At 64.1% G+C, this 19,479-nt stretch carries 13 protein-coding genes and 2 pseudogenes; 4 read left to right on the forward strand and 11 right to left on the reverse strand.

The features are described 5' to 3' along the window. Positions 1-78: 78 nt before the first annotated feature. Entirely contained in the window at positions 79-1,542 is a 1,464-nt protein-coding gene (locus AC0SZ7_RS19775; RefSeq protein WP_475505972.1) for a glyceraldehyde-3-phosphate dehydrogenase, read from the reverse strand. A 188-nt stretch (positions 1,543-1,730) separates the two neighbouring features. On the opposite strand from AC0SZ7_RS19775, the gene mfd reads away from it, so the two are divergent. Both mfd and AC0SZ7_RS19785 read left to right on the forward strand, forming a co-directional pair. Beyond that, positions 1,731-5,180, forward strand: coding sequence for a transcription-repair coupling factor (gene mfd / locus AC0SZ7_RS19780; protein ID WP_475505973.1), 3,450 nt, complete (start codon positions 1,731-1,733; stop codon positions 5,178-5,180). Positions 5,181-5,215: 35 nt separating this feature from the next. Beyond that, a complete protein-coding gene (locus AC0SZ7_RS19785) occupies positions 5,216-7,513 on the forward strand; it encodes a DEAD/DEAH box helicase (RefSeq protein WP_475505974.1) in 2,298 nt (765 codons plus the stop codon). Between the two features lie 136 nt (positions 7,514-7,649). On the opposite strand, the gene AC0SZ7_RS19790 is transcribed toward AC0SZ7_RS19785, so the two are convergent. The 4 genes and pseudogenes from AC0SZ7_RS19790 to AC0SZ7_RS19805 form a co-directional block, all read right to left on the reverse strand. Further along, positions 7,650-8,402 (reverse strand): S-methyl-5'-thioinosine phosphorylase, encoded by a 753-nt coding sequence (locus AC0SZ7_RS19790; protein ID WP_475505975.1) that lies wholly within the window; start codon positions 8,400-8,402, stop codon positions 7,650-7,652. 9 nt (positions 8,403-8,411) lie between these two features. Next, positions 8,412-9,422, reverse strand: a complete 1,011-nt coding sequence (nagZ, locus tag AC0SZ7_RS19795; RefSeq protein WP_475505976.1) for a beta-N-acetylhexosaminidase — start codon at positions 9,420-9,422, stop codon at positions 8,412-8,414. Between the two features lie 133 nt (positions 9,423-9,555). Next, positions 9,556-9,660, reverse strand: a pseudogene (locus AC0SZ7_RS19800) (hypothetical protein); the annotation flags it as partial. A gap of 38 nt (positions 9,661-9,698) precedes the next feature. Further along, a pseudogene (locus tag AC0SZ7_RS19805) lies at positions 9,699-10,610 on the reverse strand (TetR/AcrR family transcriptional regulator); the annotation flags it as partial. Between AC0SZ7_RS19805 and lexA the strand changes: the two are divergent. Together lexA and sulA are read left to right on the forward strand one after the other, a co-directional pair. Continuing rightward, the gene (gene lexA, locus AC0SZ7_RS19810) at positions 10,567-11,175 is read left to right on the forward strand and encodes a transcriptional repressor LexA (RefSeq protein WP_027978423.1); all 609 of its coding nucleotides are present in this window, start codon (positions 10,567-10,569) and stop codon (positions 11,173-11,175) included. The pseudogene AC0SZ7_RS19805 and the gene lexA sit on opposite strands and share 44 nt — an antisense overlap. Before the next feature lie 10 nt (positions 11,176-11,185). Beyond that, the gene (gene sulA / locus AC0SZ7_RS19815; RefSeq protein ID WP_475505977.1) at positions 11,186-11,662 is read left to right on the forward strand and encodes an SOS-induced cell division inhibitor SulA; all 477 of its coding nucleotides are present in this window, start codon (positions 11,186-11,188) and stop codon (positions 11,660-11,662) included. Positions 11,663-11,750: 88 nt separating this feature from the next. Here the strand turns inward: sulA and AC0SZ7_RS19820 are convergent, their stop codons facing one another. From AC0SZ7_RS19820 to fadB, 6 genes are all read right to left on the reverse strand, one after another. Beyond that, the gene (locus tag AC0SZ7_RS19820) at positions 11,751-11,984 is read right to left on the reverse strand and encodes a hypothetical protein (RefSeq protein ID WP_475505978.1); all 234 of its coding nucleotides are present in this window, start codon (positions 11,982-11,984) and stop codon (positions 11,751-11,753) included. Positions 11,985-12,034: 50 nt separating this feature from the next. After that, a complete protein-coding gene (locus AC0SZ7_RS19825) occupies positions 12,035-12,559 on the reverse strand; it encodes a DUF6586 family protein (RefSeq protein ID WP_475505979.1) in 525 nt (174 codons plus the stop codon). Positions 12,560-12,690: 131 nt separating this feature from the next. Further along, positions 12,691-15,321, reverse strand: coding sequence for a type I DNA topoisomerase (topA, locus tag AC0SZ7_RS19830; protein WP_475505980.1), 2,631 nt, complete (start codon positions 15,319-15,321; stop codon positions 12,691-12,693). Between the two features lie 97 nt (positions 15,322-15,418). Next, a complete protein-coding gene (locus AC0SZ7_RS19835; RefSeq protein ID WP_475505981.1) occupies positions 15,419-15,670 on the reverse strand; it encodes a DUF1653 domain-containing protein in 252 nt (83 codons plus the stop codon). 77 nt (positions 15,671-15,747) lie between these two features. Further along, a complete protein-coding gene (gene fadA / locus AC0SZ7_RS19840) occupies positions 15,748-16,923 on the reverse strand; it encodes an acetyl-CoA C-acyltransferase FadA (RefSeq protein ID WP_475505982.1) in 1,176 nt (391 codons plus the stop codon). Between the two features lie 30 nt (positions 16,924-16,953). Further along, complete coding sequence (fadB, locus tag AC0SZ7_RS19845) at positions 16,954-19,101, reverse strand: fatty acid oxidation complex subunit alpha FadB (protein WP_475505983.1); 2,148 nt, start codon at positions 19,099-19,101, stop codon at positions 16,954-16,956. Positions 19,102-19,479: the final 378 nt, after the last annotated feature.

The raw sequence follows: 19,479 nt of genomic DNA on the forward strand, positions 1-19,479 counted from the left end.
CGGGATTTCGAGATGCCCCCCAAAAAAAAGCCCCAGCATCACTGCCGGGGCTTTTTCATTTGAAGCTGAAGCTAGCGCTTAGCGTGGGAACGCAGCCGGGTTCACACCCGCCATGTCTTCCATCACCCGCACTACCTGGCAGCTGTAACCGAATTCGTTGTCGTACCAAACGTACAGCACAACGCGGTTGTCATTGGCGATAGTCGCCTCGGCATCAACCACACCGGCGTGGCGCGAGCCCACGAAGTCGGTGGACACCACTTCCTGGGAGTTCACGAAGTCGATCTGCTTGTGCAGGTCCGAGTGCATGGCCATCTGGCGCAGGTACTCGTTGATCTCTTCGCGAGTGGTGGCCTTTTCCAGGTTCAGGTTCAGGATGGCCATCGAGACGTTCGGCGTCGGTACGCGAATGGCGTTGCCGGTCAGCTTGCCGGCCAGCTCAGGCAGCGCCTTGGCAGCAGCGGTGGCAGCGCCGGTCTCGGTGATTACCATGTTCAGCGCGGCGCTGCGGCCACGGCGCGACCCCTTGTGGAAGTTGTCGATCAGGTTCTGGTCGTTGGTGTACGAGTGAACGGTTTCGACGTGGCCATTGACGATGCCGAACTTGTCGTTGACGGCCTTGAGCACCGGCACGATGGCGTTGGTGGTGCAGGACGCCGCGGAAACGATCTTGTCGTCAGCGGTGATTTCGCCATGGTTGATGCCGTGGACGATGTTCTTCAGCTTGCCCTTGCCCGGTGCGGTCAGCACCACGCGGTCGACACCCGGGCAGGCCAGGTGCTGGCCCAGGCCGTCGGCGTCACGCCATACGCCGGTGTTGTCCACCAGCAGCGCGTCGCTGATGCCGTACTGGGTGTAGTCGACTTCGGACGGGTTCTTCGCGTAGATAACCTGGATCAGGTTGCCATTGGCGGTGATGGTGCTGTTGGCTTCGTCGATGGTGATGGTGCCGTCGAACGGGCCGTGCACCGAGTCGCGACGCAGCAGGCTGGCGCGCTTGACCAGGTCGTTTTCGGCGCCCTTGCGCACGACGATGGCCCGCAGGCGCAGGCCGTCGCCGCCACCGGTCTTCTCGATCAGGATGCGTGCCAGCAGGCGGCCGATGCGACCGAAACCGTACAGCACGACGTCCTTGCCCTTGCGTGGGGAAGCGTTCTGCTGACCGACGATGTCGGCCATTTCCTCACGGACGAACTGCTCGGCCGTGCGGCCGTTGCCCTGTTCCTTGAACTTGTTGGCCAGGCGGCCCAGGTCCACCGAGGCGGCGCCCAGTTTCAGCTCGCTCATGGCCTTGAGCAGGGGGAACGTCTCGTGGACAGACAATTCGATTTCGTCGGCCTGGCGGTGACGCGCAAAGCGGTGGGCCTTGAGGATCTGAATGACGGAACGGTTGATCAGGCTGCGGCCATAGATCGAGCTCACCACGTTGTTATTGCGGTAGAGCTGACCGATCAGCGGAATCATCGCCTCGGCGAGCGCTTCACGATCGATCCATTCACCAAGACACTGGTCGGGCTTCTGAGTCACGGGAACCTTCCACATGTAGGGACAGAAAAAAGGGGCTACATTATGACTTCGAGCGCACGCTGGAGCAATGAGCGCCTGTCGACACAGGCTCATAGACCGGGCTTTTGCGCCAAGGTTTCGTTTTCGAGCGGTCGAAACTGACAGCCCGGCCAAGGGCCGGTACAATCGTTGTCTTTGTCGCAACGCCTGGAGCCTGACCGCCCGTGCCTGTCCTGCGTCTACCGCTACTGTCCTCCACCGCGGGGAAACACACCTGGGGCAACCTGCCAGGGGCCGCCCTGAGCCTGGCCATTGCCGAAGCCGCCAGCGCCGCCAAGCGCTTTACCCTGCTGCTGACCGCCGACAGCCAAAGTGCCGACCGGCTGGAGCAGGAGCTGCGCTTCTTCGCCCCGGACCTGCCCGTGCTGCATTTCCCCGACTGGGAAACGCTGCCCTACGACCTGTTCTCGCCCCACCAGGACATCATTTCCCAGCGAATCGCCAGCCTGTACCGGCTGCCGGAGCTGGATCATGGTGTTTTGGTAGTGCCTGTCACCACTGCCCTACACAGGCTGGCGCCGACGCAATTCCTGCTCGGCAGCAGCCTGGTACTGGACGTGGGCCAGAAGCTGGACGTGGAGCAGATGCGCACGCGCCTGGAGGCCAGCGGCTACCGCTACGTGGACACGGTGTACGAGCACGGCGAGTTCACCGTGCGCGGCGCGCTGATCGACCTGTTCCCCATGGGCAGCAAGCTGCCGTACCGCATCGACCTGTTCGATGACGAAATCGAGACCCTGCGCACCTTCGACCCGGAAACCCAGCGTTCCATCGACAAGGTGGACTCGGTGCGCCTGCTGCCGGCCCGCGAGTTCCCGCTGCAGAAGGAAGCCGTGACGCGCTTCAAGGCGCGCTTCCGCGAGCGTTTCGATGTCGACTTCCGCCGCACGCCGATCTTTCAGGACCTGAGCAGCGGCATCACCCCGGCCGGCATTGAGTACTACCTGCCGCTGTTCTTCGAAGACACCTCGACGCTGTTCGACTACCTGCCCCAGGACACCCAGGTGTTCTCGCTGCCAGGCATCGAGCAGGCGGCGGAAAACTTCTGGAACGACGTGCGCAACCGCTACGAGGAACGCAAGATCGACAAGCAGCGCCCGCTGCTGCCGCCGGCCGAGCTGTTCCTGCCGGTGGAAGACTGTTTCGCCCGCCTCAAGGGCTGGCCGCGCGTGGTGGTCAGCCAGGCCGACATCGAGCCTGGCGCGGGCCGCGACCGCTTCCCGGCGCAGGTACTGCCCAACCTTGCCATCGAGGCGAAAGCCAACCAGCCGCTGGCGGCGCTGTCGAACTTCCTCGACCAGTTTCCTGGCCGCGTGCTGTTCACGGCCGAATCGGCCGGCCGCCGCGAAGTGCTGCTGGAGCTGCTGGACCGCCTCAAGCTGAAACCGAAAACCGTCGATGGCTGGGCCGACTTTGCCGGCGGCAAGGACCGCCTGGCCATCACCATCGCGCCGCTGGACGAAGGCCTGGTGCTGGACGACCCGGCCCTGGCGCTGGTGGCCGAGAGCCCGCTGTTCGGGCAGCGCGTGATGCAGCGCCGCCGCCGGGAAAAACGCACCGACGGCAACAACGACGCGGTCATCAAGAACCTTGCCGAGCTGCGCGAAGGCGCGCCGGTGGTGCACATCGACCACGGTGTGGGCCGCTACCTGGGCCTGGCGACCCTGGAAATCGAAAACCAGGTGGCCGAATTCCTCACCCTGGAATACGCCGAGAACGCCAAGCTGTACGTGCCGGTGGCCAACCTGCACCTGATTGCCCGCTACACCGGCAGCGATGACGCCCTGGCGCCGCTGCACCGGCTGGGCTCGGAAACCTGGCAGAAAGCCAAGCGCAAGGCCGCCGAACAGGTGCGCGACGTGGCCGCCGAGCTGCTCGATATCTACGCCCGCCGTGCCGCGCGCAAGGGCTATGCGTTCGCCGACCCGTCGCTGGACTACGCCACCTTCAGCGCCGGCTTCCCCTTCGAGGAAACCCCGGACCAGCAGACCGCCATCGAAGCGGTGCGCGACGACATGCTCGCGCCCAAGCCCATGGACCGCCTGGTGTGCGGCGACGTCGGCTTCGGCAAGACCGAGGTGGCCATGCGTGCGGCGTTCATCGCCGTGCACGGCGGCCGCCAGGTGGCCATCCTGGTGCCCACCACCCTGCTCGCCCAGCAGCACTACAACAGCTTCCGCGACCGTTTCGCCGACTGGCCGGTGCGTGTCGAGGTGATGAGCCGCTTCAAGTCCGCCAAGGAAGTCAGCGCCGCCGTGGAAGAGCTGGCCGAAGGCAAGATCGATATCGTCATCGGCACCCACAAGCTGCTGCAGGACGACGTCAAGATCAAGAACCTGGGCCTGGTGATCATCGACGAGGAACACCGTTTCGGCGTGCGCCAGAAAGAGCAGCTCAAGGCTCTGCGCAGCGAAGTCGACATCCTCACCCTGACCGCCACGCCCATCCCGCGCACGCTGAACATGGCGGTGTCGGGCATGCGCGACCTGTCCATCATTGCCACCCCGCCCGCGCGGCGGCTGTCGGTGCGCACCTTCGTCATGGAGCAGAACAAGAGCACCGTGAAAGAAGCGCTGCTGCGTGAACTGCTGCGCGGCGGCCAGGTGTACTACCTGCACAACGACGTGAAGACCATCGAGAAGTGCGCCGCCGACCTCGCCGAACTGGTGCCGGAGGCGCGCATCGGCATCGGCCACGGGCAGATGCGCGAGCGCGAACTCGAACAGGTGATGAGCGACTTCTACCACAAGCGCTTCAACGTGCTGATTGCCTCGACCATCATCGAGACCGGCATCGACGTGCCCAGCGCCAACACCATCATCATCGAGCGCGCCGACAAATTCGGCCTGGCCCAGCTGCACCAGCTGCGTGGCCGCGTAGGCCGCAGCCACCACCAAGCCTACGCCTACCTGCTGACGCCGCCCCGGCAACAGATCACCCCGGACGCCGAGAAGCGCCTGGAGGCCATCGCCAACACCCAGGACCTGGGCGCAGGCTTCGTGCTGGCCACCAACGACCTGGAAATCCGCGGCGCCGGCGAGCTGCTGGGCGAAGGCCAGAGCGGCCAGATCCAGGCCGTGGGCTTCACCCTGTACATGGAAATGCTGGAACGTGCGGTGAAGGCCATCCGCAAGGGCGAGCAGCCCAACCTCGACCAGCCGCTGGGCGGTGGCCCGGAAATCAACCTGCGCCTGCCGGCACTGATTCCCGAGGACTACCTGCCCGACGTGCATGCGCGGCTGATCCTGTACAAGCGCATCGCCTCGGCGGTGGACGAGGATGGCCTCAAGGACCTGCAGGTGGAGATGATCGACCGCTTCGGCCTGCTGCCCGAACCGACCAAGAACCTGGTGCGCCTGACCCTGCTCAAGCTGCAGGCGGAAACCCTGGGCATCAAGAAGGTCGACGCCGGGCCGCAGGGCGGCCGCATCGAGTTCGCCGCCGAGACGCCGGTGGACCCGCTGGTGCTGATCAAGCTGATCCAGGGCCAACCCAACCGCTACAAATTCGAAGGCGCCACGCTGTTCAAGTTCATGGTGCCGATGGAGCGTGCCGAAGAGCGCTTCAACACCCTGGAGGCGCTGTTCGAGCGCCTGACGCCGAAGTCCGCATGAGTACCGCTGTTTTGAACAAGGTGTCTGCCAGCTAAATGTCCGAACACCTGACCACCCTCGAACCCCGGCCACGCTTGTGGCTGGGCAGCGTCGAGTTCAGCGCGTTTGAACCGCGCAACGGCCGCATGCAGCGGCATATCCAGCACCGCGCCGCGCTGGCGTTCGGCTATGCCGGTCACTATGTGTCCAGCAGCCGCATGCCTCACGAACCGGCCGTCTCCCGCCAACCCCTGAGCGAAAAACTGCTGCGCGAGACCCTGCAGGGCCTGGGCTTCCGCATCGCCACCCGGCAAAGCAAGGCGCTGCCGGAAAGCGCCGGCGACATCTTCGAGCTGCCCAACGACAGCGCCTGGCTGCGCTTTGTGCTCAACGACCTGCCGGTGCTGCGCGACCAGGGCTGGGAAATTGAGTATTCGGACGACTTTGCCTTCGACCTGACGCCGGTGGACGACTGGTACGCGGTGATCGACGAGGCGGGCGACCGCGACTGGTTCGACCTGGAACTGGGCATTGTGGTCAACGGCGAGCGCCTGAGCCTGCTGCCCATCCTGATCAACCTGCTGCGCACCCACCCCGAGCTGCTGAACCCGGCGCAGCTGGCGCGGCGCCGCGACGACGAACAGATTCTGGTGCCGGTGCACAGCCCCCAGGCCAACAGGCCCAAGCTGATCCAGGTGGCCCTGCCCTACGGCCGCCTGAAGCCGGTGCTGGCGACCCTGGGCGACTTCTACCTGCGCGAGCCGGGCGAAACCCGCCTGCGCCTGCCCACGCCCGACGCCACGCGGCTGAACGCGCTCAAGGAGCTGCCGCTGAACTGGGAGGGCGGCGAGCGCCTGCGGGGCTTTGCCGAACGCCTGCGCGATATCCGCACCCAGCCTGCCGTGGCGCCCGCCGACCTCAAGGCCACGCTGCGCCCCTATCAACACGAAGGCCTGAGCTGGATGCAGGCGCTGCGCGAGCTGGAAGTGGGCGGCATCCTCGCCGACGACATGGGCCTGGGCAAGACCCTGCAGACCCTGGCGCACCTGCTGTGCGAAAAGAATGCCGGGCGCCTGGACCGGCCGGCCATGGTGGTGATGCCCACCAGCCTGATCCCCAACTGGCAGGACGAGGCCCAGCGCTTCGCCCCCACCTTGCGCGTGGCGGCCTTGCACGGCGCCGGGCGCAAGAAGCATTTCGATCACCTGTTCGACTACGACGTGCTGCTGACCACCTACGCCTTGCTTCCCAAGGACCTGGAGGCGCTGAGCAAGGTGCCGCTGCACGTGCTGATTCTCGACGAGGCCCAGTACATCAAGACCCCCGGCAGCAAGGCCGCCCAGGCCGCGCGACAGCTGCGTGCGCGCCAGCGCCTGTGCCTGAGCGGCACGCCGCTGGAAAACCACCTGGGCGAGCTGTGGTCGCTGTTCCACTTCCTGTTGCCGGGCTGGCTGGGCGACGCCAAGGCGTTCAACCGCGACTACCGCGTGCCCATCGAGAAACACGGCGACCAAGAGCGCCTGCAGCACCTCAACGCGCGCATCAAGCCGTTCCTGCTGCGCCGCACCAAGGAGCAGGTGGCCACCGAACTGCCGGCCAAGACCGAGATCACCCATTGGGTGGAACTCAACGAGGCGCAGCGCGATGTGTACGAGACCGTGCGCCTGGCCATGGACCGCAAAGTGCGCGAGGAGATCACCCGCAAGGGCGTGGCGCGCAGCCAGATCATCATCCTGGAGGCGCTGCTCAAGCTGCGCCAGGTGTGCTGCGACCTGCGCCTGGTCAACAGCGTCGCCCCTCCCCGCCCCGGCCACAGCTCGGGCAAGCTGGCCAGCCTGATGGAAATGCTTGAAGAGCTGCTGCTGGAGAACCGGCGCATCCTGTTGTTCTCGCAGTTCACCTCGATGCTGGGGCTGATCGAGCAGGAACTGCAGCACCGCGGCATCGAGTACGCGCTGCTGACCGGCTCTACCAAGAACCGTCGCATACCGGTGCAGGACTTCCAGAAAGGCAAGGTGCAGATCTTCCTCATCAGCCTGAAGGCTGGCGGCGTAGGCCTGAACCTGACCGCCGCCGACACGGTGATCCACTACGACCCATGGTGGAACCCGGCCGCCGAGCACCAGGCCACCGACCGTGCGTACCGCATTGGCCAGGAGAAACCGGTGTTCGTCTACAAACTGATCACCCGCGGCACGGTGGAGGAGAAGATCCAGCACCTGCAATCGGAAAAATCGGCGCTGGCCTCGGGCATCCTCGATGGCCGCGAGGCCGGCGACTGGAAGCTGGCCCCCGAAGACATCGACGCGCTGTTCGAACCCCTGCCCGGCCGCAAGCCGCGCAAACCGAAATAAACCGCGTATTTTCGGAAAGTTGCGTCGTGACCGGCCGCCGCCCACCGTAGCAGCGGCCGCAAGGCCGCGTCCGGGGGCGCCGCGTACTTCCAGGGAGATTGCGTTGGGGCCGGACGCAGCCTGCGGCAGCGCCCGATTACGGGCGGGTGGCCGGGGCTGCCAGGACGTGGGCCAGGGTGGCCTTTACCTTACCCATGCCGTCGTGCAGGGCCTGCTCGATCTCGGCCATGGTGATCACCGCCGTCGACTTGCCCGCCGCCGGGTTCACCACCAACGCCAGGCAGGCGTAATCCAGCCCCAACTCGCGCGCCAGGGCCGCTTCGGGCATGCCGGTCATGCCGACGATGTCGCAACCATCGCGCTCCAGCCGCACGATCTCCGCCGCGGTTTCCAGGCGCGGCCCCTGGGTGCAGGCGTACACGCCAAAATCACTGTAGGCCAGGCCCTGCGCAGCCAGGGCAGAGATCAGCCGGGTGCGCAGCGCTTCGGTGTAGGGGTAGCTGAAGTCGATGTGGGTGACCTGCTCCAGGTCATCGGCGAAGAAGGTGTGCTCGCGCCCGCTGGTGTAGTCCACCAACTGGTGCGGCACGCACAAATGCCCGGTGCCCATGGCCGGGTGAATGCCACCCACCGCATTGACGGCCAGGATTGCCTGGGCGCCCGCCTGCTTCAATGCCCAGACGTTGGCGCGGTAGTTGACCTTGTGCGGCGGCACCCGGTGCGGGTGGCCGTGACGGGCCAGGAACAGCACCTCGTGGCCGGCATACTCGCCCTGCAGGATATCGGCCGAGGGCGCGCCGTAGGGCGTGTCCAGGGCCAGGCTGCGGGTGATGGTCAGCCCTTCGAGCTGGGTCAGGCCGGTGCCGCCGATAATCGCGTAGACAGTCATGAATTACCCTCAGTCGATCAGTTGGGCGTCGCGCAGCGCTGCTACGGCAGTCAGCCAGCGTGGGTTCTGGCGGTATTCGACGTTGCTGAACGCCTGGCCACGCATGCCGGCGATGCGCGGCGACGGCTGCACCTGCAGGCGCTGGGCGGCGCTGAGCGCCAGCTCTGCGGCAGCGCGGTCGTTGCACACCAGGCCCATGTCGCAACCGGCGGTCAAGGCCGCCTCGATGCGGCTGGCAGCGTCGCCGACCACGTGGGCGCCCGCCATGGACAGGTCGTCGCTGAAGATCACGCCGTCGAATTGCAGCTCGCCGCGCAGGATGTCCTGCAGCCAGCGGCGCGAGAAGCCGGCAGGCTGGCTGTCGACCTGCGGGTAGATGACGTGGGCCGGCATCACCGCCGCCAGTTGCTTGCTCAGGCGCGCAAACGGCACCAGGTCCAGCGCGCGAATCTGCTCAAGGCTGCGCTCGTCGGTGGGAATGGCCACGTGGGAATCGGCCTCGGCCCAGCCATGGCCAGGGAAGTGCTTGCCGCACGCGGCCATGCCGGCGGCGTTCATGCCCTTGATGAACGCACCGGCCAGGGCGGCGGCGCGCTCGGGGTTGCCCTCGAAGGCGCGGCTGCCCACCACGGCGCTGCGCTGGTGGTCCAGGTCCAGCACCGGGGCGAAGCTCAGGTCCAGGCCCACGGCCAGCACTTCGGTGGCCATGATCCAGCCGCACTGCTCGGCCAGGTACTCGGCATTGGCGTTGTCGGCCAGCGCACGCATGGCTGGCAGGCGCACGAAGCCCTGGCGCAGGCGCTGCACCCGGCCGCCTTCCTGGTCCACGGCCAGAATCAGGTCCGGGCGAATGGCGCGGATGGACGCGGTCAGCTCGCGCACCTGGCGCGCGTGCTCGATGTTGCGGGCGAAGATGATCAGGCCGGCCACTTCGGGCTGGCGCAGCAGGTGGCGGTCTTCGGCGGTCAGCCAGGTGCCGGCGATATCGACCATCAACGAGCCTTGAAGGCGGGAAGTCATGGGGTAGTCCTTGATTCGCGGGTGCATGCGTGCCGCCCCACGCAGCCTGGGGCCACGCGGGGGTCGATCAGCAAGGGGGAAATCACGGCGCCTGGACGACGCCGCAGGTTCAGAATAGGCATGGGCGGCTAGCTTAGCGGAAGCTGCCCGCCGCGCCCACCGTCAATTGTTTCAGGCCTTGGCCAGGGTCGGCGTCGACTTGCTGCGCGGGCGCAATTGCGCGCTGGCCATGGCTTCGTCGGTTACGCCGCTGTCGGCGCGCATGCCGGCGGCGAGGAACGGCACCATCAGGCGCATGACCTGCTCAATGGAGGTGTCGATGCCGAAATTGGTCTCGGCAATGGCGCGCAGGGCCTTGATGCCGGACATGCTGAAGGCGGCGGCGCCAAGCATGAAGTGCACGCGCCAGAACAGCTCCAGCGGCGGAATGCGCGGCGCGGTTTCGTTGACCAGCAGCATGTAGCGGCGGAACACCTTGCCGTACATGTCTTCCAGGTAACGGCGCAGGTGGCCCTGGCTCTGGCTGAAGGCCAGGCCCAGCAGGCGCATGAAGATGGACAGGTCGTCGCCGCTGCGCGGCTGCACCACCATGGCCTGCTCCACCAGGATTTCCAGCAGTTCCTCAAGGTTGGCCTTGTGCTCGGGACGCGCCTGGCGGCGGTCCAGCTCACGCTCGAGGCTTGCACAGAACGGCCCGAGGAAGCGCGAGAAAACGGCCTGGATGAGGGCTTTCTTCGAGCCGAAATGATAATTCACCGCCGCCAGGTTTACCCCGGCCTTGCTGGTGATCAGCCGCAACGAGGTTTCGGCAAAACCTTTTTCCGCGAACAACTGCTCGGCAGCGTCGAGTATGCGTTCAACGGTTTCCGACTGGGCCATGCTAATTCCACCTGACAAACACTTGTTTGAAACATACGTTTCATACCCCTGCCCTGTCAAGCCTGGGCAGGCGTTTTGTGTCTGGTCGGTCACGTATTTAACCACAGCAGGCGGGGGTTTCGCCCGACTCTCGGCGATTCGCCGCGAACCAGCCGCCGGGCGGCATCCAGGCGCCTGGAGGACGAGCGGTGACCACTGCAGGATTGCCAAGCCCTGCATACTGTATATAATCCCAGTCACTGTATAAAAAGACAGAGCGATCGACATGCTGAAACTGACGCCACGCCAAGCCGAGATCCTGGCTTTCATCAAGCGCTGCCTCGACGACAACGGCTTCCCGCCTACCCGTGCGGAAATCGCCCAGGAACTGGGTTTCAAGTCGCCGAACGCCGCTGAAGAACACCTCAAGGCGCTGGCGCGCAAGGGGGCCATCGAAATGACCCCGGGCGCGTCCCGCGGCATTCGCATTCCCGGTTTCGAGGCCAAGGCCGACGAATCCACCCTACCCATCATTGGCCGGGTTGCTGCCGGTGCGCCGATCCTGGCCCAACAGCACATCGAGGAATCCTGCAACATCAACCCCACGTTCTTCCACCCCCGCGCCGACTACCTGCTGCGCGTGCACGGCATGAGCATGAAGGACGTCGGCATCTTCGATGGCGACCTGCTGGCCGTGCACACCTGCCGCGAGGCCCGCAACGGCCAGATCGTGGTGGCGCGCATCGGCGACGAGGTCACCGTGAAGCGCTTCAAGCGCGAAGGCAGCAAGGTCTGGCTGCTGGCGGAGAACCCCGAGTTCGCACCCATCGAAGTCAACCTCAAGGATCAGGACCTGGTCATCGAAGGCTTGAGCGTCGGCGTAATACGCCGATAAAGGAGGCTACATGCAGTTCCCACACTCGATGCAACCGGCCCAACTGTCCCTGTTCGAGGCTTTCATGGCTCAACCGGTGGCGCCGCTGTTCACCCACGCAACCGAAGTGCCCTGGACGGCGCCGCAGCCCGAGGTCTTCAGTGAAGTGTCATTGCGTGGCGCTGCCGGGAACTGCCTGAACCTGCTGGCCCCCATGCTGCGCGAACTCAGCGAGGAGCAAAACGCCCGCTGGCTGACCCTGATCGTGCCGCCAGCCAGCCTGACCCAGGCCTGGCTGCGCGATGCTGGGCTCAACCGCGAGCGCATCCTCATCCTGCAAACCGGCGGCGGCCAGAGCGCCCTGCAGCTGACCTGCGAGGCGCTGCGCCTGGGCCGTAGCCATACGGTAGTCAGCTGGTTGAACCCGCTGGCCGGCAGCGCGCGTCAGCAGTTGATTGCTGCAGCACGGCAGGGCGATGCCCAGAGCCTGAATATTCGCATGGGGTGAAACGCCTGTGGGAGCTGGCTTGCCAGCGAGCTTTTAAAGATCAAAAGCTCGCAGGCAAGCCAGCTCCCACAGACTCAGTCGCGCCAGATCAATGAAGGACGCGCGGCCCTTCGTCTTTTTCCAGTTCGCCTTCCACCATCTTGCCGGCCATCTGCACGCCTACACTGAGCATGGCCTTGGCGACTTCGACGTGCTGTCCTTGCAGGAAAGCCTTGGCATCTTCCGAGAAGTCCAAGGTCACGAGCGAGCCTTCATCCTCGGCGCGGCGCAGTTCAATTCGGCCGTCGGGCAGCTCGACAATTTCAAGAAAGGACGTTGGCATAAAGGGGGGTTCTCCACGTGAGGGCGCTATTGTAGCAGCCACAGACGCAATCAGCACTCACTGAGGCCATCACGGTACCGAATGGCCAGGCTCTTGAGCTGTTGACGCCAGCCTTCCAGCACCTCACGGGTCAACTCCTCCGGCTCCTGCGGGGCATCCAGGTTCACCGCCACGATCAACGGCTGCGTCACGTCGCCCTTCGCCACCTTCGGCGCCTGTGGCGGGCGATGCAGCGCGGCGTGGGCCGCCAGCAGTTCGTATACCCAGGTACCGGGCGATTCGGCCAACTCCACCAGCTCCGCCATTTCCGGAATGGCGATCTGCGCCAACACTTCACGGGTCAGCAGCGCCTCGGCACGCGGTGTGGCGGCCTGTGGCAGGCGGTAGAAGCCGGCGATCTCGTGGCACAGGCCCAGCAGCGCGCCGTAGAGGTGGAACAGCGCCGATTCGCGCTCGGCCTGGATACGGGCCAGGGCGTTCATGGCCTGGCCCTGCTCGGCCTTGCCCATGGCTTCCAGGGAGAGGCCGGCGAAGTAAATTTTCTGATTGGTGCGGGTGTAGAGTTCGTGGGCCATGGCGGGCACCCTCCGGTAACGACGGGATTCGGGCAGACGGACAGTTTCAGGGATGGATGCCCGGCCTCGCAAGATAAATATCGGGGCATGAAAAAACCGCGCCTGGGCGCGGTTTTTTCATTGCTGCTGAATCAAGCCGGCTCTTTCTCTTTTGCCCGCTTGTCTTCCACCTTCCAGCTGTCACCGTCGTAGAACGCGCGCCAGCCGGTCGGCTTGCCGTCGACTTCGGTCTGCACGTACTGCTCCTTGGTCTTGCGGCTGTAGCGGATCACCGATGGGCGGCCATCAGGGTCCTTCTTCGGCGCTTCGCAGAGGAAGTGGTACTTGGGATCGATCTCGTCCTTGTGCGGGATGATCTCGATGACCAGCGGTGCGCGCGTCTCGCGGTTTTTCGGGAACTGGCTGGCAGCCAGGAACAGCCCCGAGGCACCGTCACGCAGCACGTAGGTGTCGTTGACCTTCTCGCACTTGAGCTCCGGCATCTTCACCGCGTCCATTTTCGGCGGCGCCGCCTCGCCGCTTTTCAGCAGCTTGCGGGTGTTCTTGCACTCAGGGTTGGTGCACCCGAAGAACTTGCCGAAACGGCCGGTCTTGAGCTGCATCTCGCTGCCGCACTTGTCGCATTCCAGGCTCGGGCCTTCGTAGCCCTTGATGCGGTAGTTGCCTTCCTCGATCTCGTAGCCCACGCAATCAGGGTTGTTACCGCAGATGTGCAGCTTGCGCTTCTCATCCAGCAGGTAGGCGTCCATGGCGGTGGCGCAGATCGGGCAGCGGTGCTTGCCGCGCAGTACCAGCGACTCGGATTCACCCTCGTCGTCGGCGGCAATCTCGTCGCCCGGCACCAGGTTGATGGTGGCCTTGCAACGCTCTTTCGGTGGCAGGCTGTAGCCCGAGCAACCCAGGAAGACGCCGGTGGAGGCAGTCCGGATCATCATGTGCCGGCCGCACTCGCGGCAGGTAATGTCGGTCGGCGTCGGCTGGTTGGCACGCATGCCGCTTTCCGCCGAACCGGCCACTTCCAGCTTGGTCTTGAAGTCGCCGTAGAACTCGTCCAGCACGTTTTTCCAGTCACGCTCGCCCTGGGCCACGTCGTCGAGGTTCTCTTCCATGCCGGCGGTGAAGCCGTAGTCCATCAGGTTGGAGAAGCTCTCTGACAGGCGCTCGGTGACGATGTCGCCCATCTTCTCGGAGTAGAAGCGGCGGTTGTGCAGGGCCACGTAGCCGCGGTCCTGGATGGTGGAAATGATGGCAGCATAGGTCGACGGACGGCCGATACCGCGTTTTTCCATCTCTTTCACCAGGCTTGCTTCGGAGTAGCGCGCCGGCGGCTTGGTGAAGTGCTGGGTGGGGTCCAGCTCGATCAGCTTGAGCACTTCGCCCTGGTCCATTTCCGGCAGCACGTCGTCATCGCCCGGCTTGGCCATCTGCGGCATTACGCGGGTGTAACCGTCGAACTTGAGGATACGGCCCTTGGCACGCAGCTCGAACTCGCCGGCTGCCACGGTAACGGTGGTGGACAGGTATTGCGCAGGCGGCATCTGGCAGGCCAGGAACTGGCGCCAGATCAGCTCGTACAGGCGCTCGGCGTCACGCTCCATGCCCGCAAGCTTGGTGGGATGGGTGTTGACGTCGGATGGACGAATGGCTTCGTGCGCCTCCTGGGCGCCTTCCTTGCTGCTGTACACCATGGGCGCGGCGGGCAGGTACTGCTTGCCGAATTCGCTCTCGATGTAGCTGCGCGCCATTTCCACCGCATCGGCGGAAAGGTTGGTGGAGTCAGTACGCATGTAGGTGATGTAGCCGGCTTCGTACAGACGCTGGGCCATCATCATGGTCTTCTTCACGCCGAAGCCCAGGCGGTTGCTGGCAGCCTGCTGCAGGGTCGAGGTGATGAACGGTGCCGACGGCTTGCTGCTGGTCGGTTTGTCTTCACGCTTGACGATGCTATAGGTGGACGCCTTGAGCTTTTCCAGCGCAGCCATGGCAGTGGCTTCGTTGAGCGGCTTGAAGGCTTCGCCTTTCTCGCGCGCCACTTCGAAACGCACCTTGGCGTTCTTGGCGGTGCCCAGGTCGGCGTGGATCTCCCAATATTCTTCGGGGTTGAACGCACGAATTTCGCGCTCGCGCTCCACCACCAGCTTCACGGCTACCGATTGCACGCGGCCGGCGGACAGGCCACGGGCGATCTTCGACCACAGCAGCGGCGAGACCATGTAGCCCACCACGCGGTCGAGGAAGCGGCGTGCCTGCTGGGCATTGACGCGGTCGATGTCCAGCTCGCCAGGGGTGGAGAACGCCTCCTGGATGGCTTTCTTGGTGATTTCGTTGAACACCACGCGCTTGTAGCGGCTGTCATCACCACCGATGGCTTCGCGCAGGTGCCAGGCAATGGCTTCCCCCTCGCGGTCCAAGTCGGTTGCGAGATAGATGGTGTCAGCATCCTTGGCGAGCCGGCGCAGCTCCTCGATCACCTTCTCCTTGCCGGGAAGGATCTCGTAGTGGGCTTTCCAGCCGTGCTCCGGGTCGACACCCATGCGCGCCACCAGTTGCTTGCGCGCCTTTTCCTTGGGCGACAAGGCAGGTGCCTCGGCGGCCGCGGCCTTGCCACGCTTCACCGGTTCTTTCGTGGCGCTAGCCGAACCGCTGGTGGGCAGGTCTCGGATATGGCCGATACTCGACTTCACCACGTATTGGTTGCCCAGATACTTGTTGATGGTCTTGGCCTTAGCCGGGGATTCCACAATGACCAGCGATTTGCCCATGGATCAGAAAATTCCTGAATAGCTAGAAATGAAAGCATTGATGCCTTCGAGGCACCGCTATATATAGTGGCGACGAAGTGAGGTCAAGCGCGGATGATCAAGCGATCTCGTCGCCGGGCCGCTCGAACAGGCTCGGTTCGGCCTCGACCAAAGCAAAGCGCGGTACGCGCTCGCCGTCAACTTCGACCGACTCCAGGAACATGCTCAACGGCCGAACCCACAGGCCGAACTCGCCGTACAGCGCCTGGTAGCAGACCACCTCTTCCTCGCTCTCGGAATGGCGCGCAACCCCAAACACGCGGTATTGAGGCCCCTTGTAGTGACGGTAGAGCCCTGGCTGTAACTGCATGTGTGCCTCGCTTGAACTAAATATGCTGAAAAACAAAAACCGGGGCACCTGGCCCCGGTTCGCCGACACACGAACGCTTAGATGCGTTCGAAGACGGTGGTGATGCCCTGACCCAGACCTACACACATGGTGGACACCCCGAGGGTGCCGTTGTTCTGCTTCATGACATTCAACAGGGTGCCCGAAATACGTGCACCAGAGCAACCAAACGGATGGCCCAAGGCAATGGCGCCGCCGTGCAGGTTAACCTTCTCGTTCATCTTGTCGAGCACTTTCAGATCCTTCAGCACTGGCAGGGCCTGTGCGGCGAAGGCTTCGTTGAGCTCGAAGAAGTCGATATCAGCGATGGCAAGGCCAGCACGCTTGAGCGCTTTCTGGGTCGCCGGCACCGGGCCGTAGCCCATGATTGCTGGGTCGACGCCGGCCACCGCCATGGAGCGGATGACCGCCATCGGCTGAATGCCCAGGTCTTGAGCACGTTGGGCCGACATGACGATCATGCAAGAGGCACCGTCGGTGATTTGCGACGAAGTGCCCGCTGTCACCGTGCCACCTTTGGGGTTGAACGCAGGGCGCAGCGCGGCCAGGCTCTCCAGGGTGGTGTCCGGACGAATGGTCTCGTCGTAGTCGAAGACCTTGAGGAAACCGTTCTCGTCATACCCCTGCATCGGGATGATCTCGTCCTTGAACTTGCCTTCCACGGTGGCCTTGTGGGCCAGTTGGTGGGAACGCAGGCCGAAAGCATCCTGGGCTTCGCGGGTGATGCCGTGCATCTTGCCCAGCATCTCGGCGGTCAGGCCCATCATGCCCGACGCCTTGGCGGCGTACAGGGACATGTGCGGGTTGGGATCGACGCCGTGCATCATGCTCACGTGGCCCATGTGTTCCACGCCGCCGACGACGAAGACATCGCCGTTGCCGGTCATGATCGCCTGGGCGGCGGTGTGCAGTGCACTCATGGACGAGCCACACAGGCGGCTGACGGTCTGGCCGGCCGCAGTGTGCGGGATCTGGGTCATCAGCGACGCCATGCGTGCGATGTTCCAGCCCTGCTCCAGGGTCTGGTTGACGCAGCCCCAGATCACGTCCTCGACTTCGCTCGGGTCAACCTTGACGTTGCGCTCAAGCAGTTTGCTGATCAGGTGCGCCGACATGTCTTCGGCGCGGGTGTTGCGGTGCATGCCACCCTTGGAGCGGCCCATTGGCGTGCGACCGAAGTCGACAATCACCACATCTCTCGGATTCAAGCTCATAAATACGTTCTCGCTCTAGTCGTTGGGCGCTTAACCGAAGAAGCTCTGGCCGTTCTTGGCCATCTCGCGCAGCTTCGCGGTGGGGTGGTACAGCGGGCCCAGGTCGGCGTACTGGTCTGCCAGGGCGACGAAATTGGCCACACCCAGCGAATCGATGTAGCGCAGCGCGCCGCCACGGAACGGAGGGAAGCCGATGCCGTAGACCAGGCCCATGTCGGCCTCGGCCGCGGTCTCGACGATGCCGTCTTCCAGGCAACGCACGGTTTCCAGGCACAGCGGAATCATCATCCAGTTGAGGATGTCGTCGTCGCTCAGCTCACGCTGCTCGTAGACGATCGGCTTGAGCACTTCGAGTACCGAGGCGTCAGCGACTTTCTTCGGCTTGCCCTTCTTGTCGGTCTCGTAGGCGTAGAAGCCCTTGCCGTTCTTCTGGCCCAGGCGGTTGGCCTCGTACAGCACGTCGATGGCCGAACGACGGTCATCCTTCATGCGGTCGGGGAAGCCTTCGGCCATCACGTCGCGGCCGTGGTGGCCGGTGTCGATGCCGACCACGTCCATCAGGTAGGCCGGGCCCATGGGCCAGCCGAATTTTTCCATGATCTTGTCGACGCGCACGAAGTCGATGCCGGCGCTGACCAGCTTGGCGAAGCCGCCAAAGTAGGGGAACAGCACGCGGTTCACCAGGAAGCCCGGGCAGTCGTTGACCACGATCGGGTTCTTGCCCATCTTCTTGGCGTAGGCCACGGTGGTGGCAACTGCCACTTCGCTGGACTTCTCGCCACGGATGACTTCCACCAGCGGCATCATGTGCACCGGGTTGAAGAAGTGCATGCCGACGAAGTTTTCCGGGCGCTTGAGGGCTTTCGCCAGCAGGCTGATGGAAATGGTCGAGGTGTTGGACGCCAGGATGGTGTCCGGCTTGACCTGGGCTTCGACTTCAGCCAGCACGGCCTGCTTGACCTTGGGGTTCTCGACCACGGCTTCGACGACGATGTCGACGTGGCCGAAATCACCGTACGACAGGGTCGGGCGAATGGCGTTGAGCGACTCGGCCATCTGCGCAGGGGTCAGGCGGCCTTTCTCGACGCGCTTGCCCAGCAGCTTGGACGCTTCGGCCAGGCCTTGCTCGATACCCTTCTCGTTGATGTCTTTCATCAGGATAGGGGTGCCCTTGACGGCGGACTGGTAGGCAATGCCACCACCCATGATGCCGGCGCCCAGTACGGCGGCCTGCTTCACATCGTGAGCCAGTTCGTCGTAGGCCTTGGCCTTGCGCTTCAGTTCCTGGTCATTCAGGAACAGGCCGACCAGGCTTTGCGCGGCCGAGGTCTTGGCCATTTTCACGAAACCGGCGGCTTCGATTTCCAGGGCCTTCTCGCGGCCGAAGTTGGCGGCTTTCTGGATGGTCTTGATGGCTTCGACCGGGGCCGGGTAGTTCGGGCCGGCCTGGCCTGCGACGAAGCCCTTGGCGGTCTCGAAGGCCATCATCTGCTCGATGGCATTGAGCTTGAGCTTGTCCAGTTTCGGCTGGCGACGGGCCTTGTGGTCGAACTCGCCGCTGATGGCGCGCTTGACCAGGTCCAGGGCAGCTTCCTGCAGTTTCTCGGGGGCCACCACGGCGTCGACGGCGCCGGCTTTCAGGGCGTCATCGGCACGGTTTTCCTTGCCCGAGGCAATCCACTCGATGGCGTTGTCGGCACCAATGATGCGCGGCAGGCGCACGGTGCCGCCGAAGCCTGGGTAGATGCCCAGCTTCACTTCCGGCAGGCCGATCTTGGCGGTGGCGGACATGACGCGGAAGTCCGCGGCCAGGCACATCTCCAGGCCGCCGCCCAGGGCGATGCCGTTGATGGCGGCCACGGTGGGCACGCCCAGGTCTTCGAAGTCGCTGAAAATGCGGTTGGCTTCCAGGTTACCGGCGACCAGTTCGGCCTCGGGCAGCTTGAAGTTGTCGACAAATTCGGTGATGTCCGCGCCGACGATGAATACGTCCTTGCCACTGCTGACAATCACGCCCTTGATGCTGGCATCGGCTTTGATGGTGTCGACCGCCTGCCGCAATTCGGCCAGGGTCAGACGGTTGAATTTGTTGACGGACTCACCCTTGAGGTCGAACTTCAATTCGACGATGCCACTTTCAAGAGCCTTAACCGTGATGGCTTTACCTTCGTAAATCATCAACTGATCTCCACGATATGGAAGCTGAACTGTACACGCCAAACGCTGGTGCGAGGCCGGCAGGCGCCTTGACGCCGGTTGCCGCTCCCTCGCTGCCAGACACACCCGTCAGCGCGATATTCGGGATTCTGTAAGAGCGTTCCTACAAGACAAACGCTCAATTCATACGCCCGTTTGATTTGGGTATGCACACATTCAGGGAAAAACCGGCAATTGTCAAATGCGCTGGAAGGCGGCAAAAACGCGACTTTGCGGTCACGCGTGCGTCATAACAGCGCACGCCGTGGCAAGACTGATGGCGCAACATTCAGCAACAGCATGGCACACGCCCATGACAGCCAGATACACCGGGGCCTGGTGCGAACCAAACGTCGAGGA

The sequence above is a fragment of the Pseudomonas sp. JC1203 genome (assembly GCF_056175065.1).

Coding starts and splice junctions, on each gene's coding strand:
- AC0SZ7_RS19825 (WP_475505979.1), bottom strand. CDS start 12,559: ATGGCCCACGAACTCTACACCCGCACCAATCAGAAAATTTACTTCGCC.
- sulA (WP_475505977.1), top strand. CDS start 11,186: ATGCAGTTCCCACACTCGATGCAACCGGCCCAACTGTCCCTGTTCGAG.
- AC0SZ7_RS19775 (WP_475505972.1), bottom strand. CDS start 1,542: ATGTGGAAGGTTCCCGTGACTCAGAAGCCCGACCAGTGTCTTGGTGAA.
- AC0SZ7_RS19790 (WP_475505975.1), bottom strand. CDS start 8,402: ATGACTGTCTACGCGATTATCGGCGGCACCGGCCTGACCCAGCTCGAA.
- topA (WP_475505980.1), bottom strand. CDS start 15,321: ATGGGCAAATCGCTGGTCATTGTGGAATCCCCGGCTAAGGCCAAGACC.
- AC0SZ7_RS19785 (WP_475505974.1), top strand. CDS start 5,216: ATGTCCGAACACCTGACCACCCTCGAACCCCGGCCACGCTTGTGGCTG.
- fadA (WP_475505982.1), bottom strand. CDS start 16,923: ATGAGCTTGAATCCGAGAGATGTGGTGATTGTCGACTTCGGTCGCACG.
- AC0SZ7_RS19835 (WP_475505981.1), bottom strand. CDS start 15,670: ATGCAGTTACAGCCAGGGCTCTACCGTCACTACAAGGGGCCTCAATAC.
- fadB (WP_475505983.1), bottom strand. CDS start 19,101: ATGATTTACGAAGGTAAAGCCATCACGGTTAAGGCTCTTGAAAGTGGC.
- AC0SZ7_RS19820 (WP_475505978.1), bottom strand. CDS start 11,984: ATGCCAACGTCCTTTCTTGAAATTGTCGAGCTGCCCGACGGCCGAATT.
- lexA (WP_027978423.1), top strand. CDS start 10,567: ATGCTGAAACTGACGCCACGCCAAGCCGAGATCCTGGCTTTCATCAAG.
- nagZ (WP_475505976.1), bottom strand. CDS start 9,422: ATGACTTCCCGCCTTCAAGGCTCGTTGATGGTCGATATCGCCGGCACC.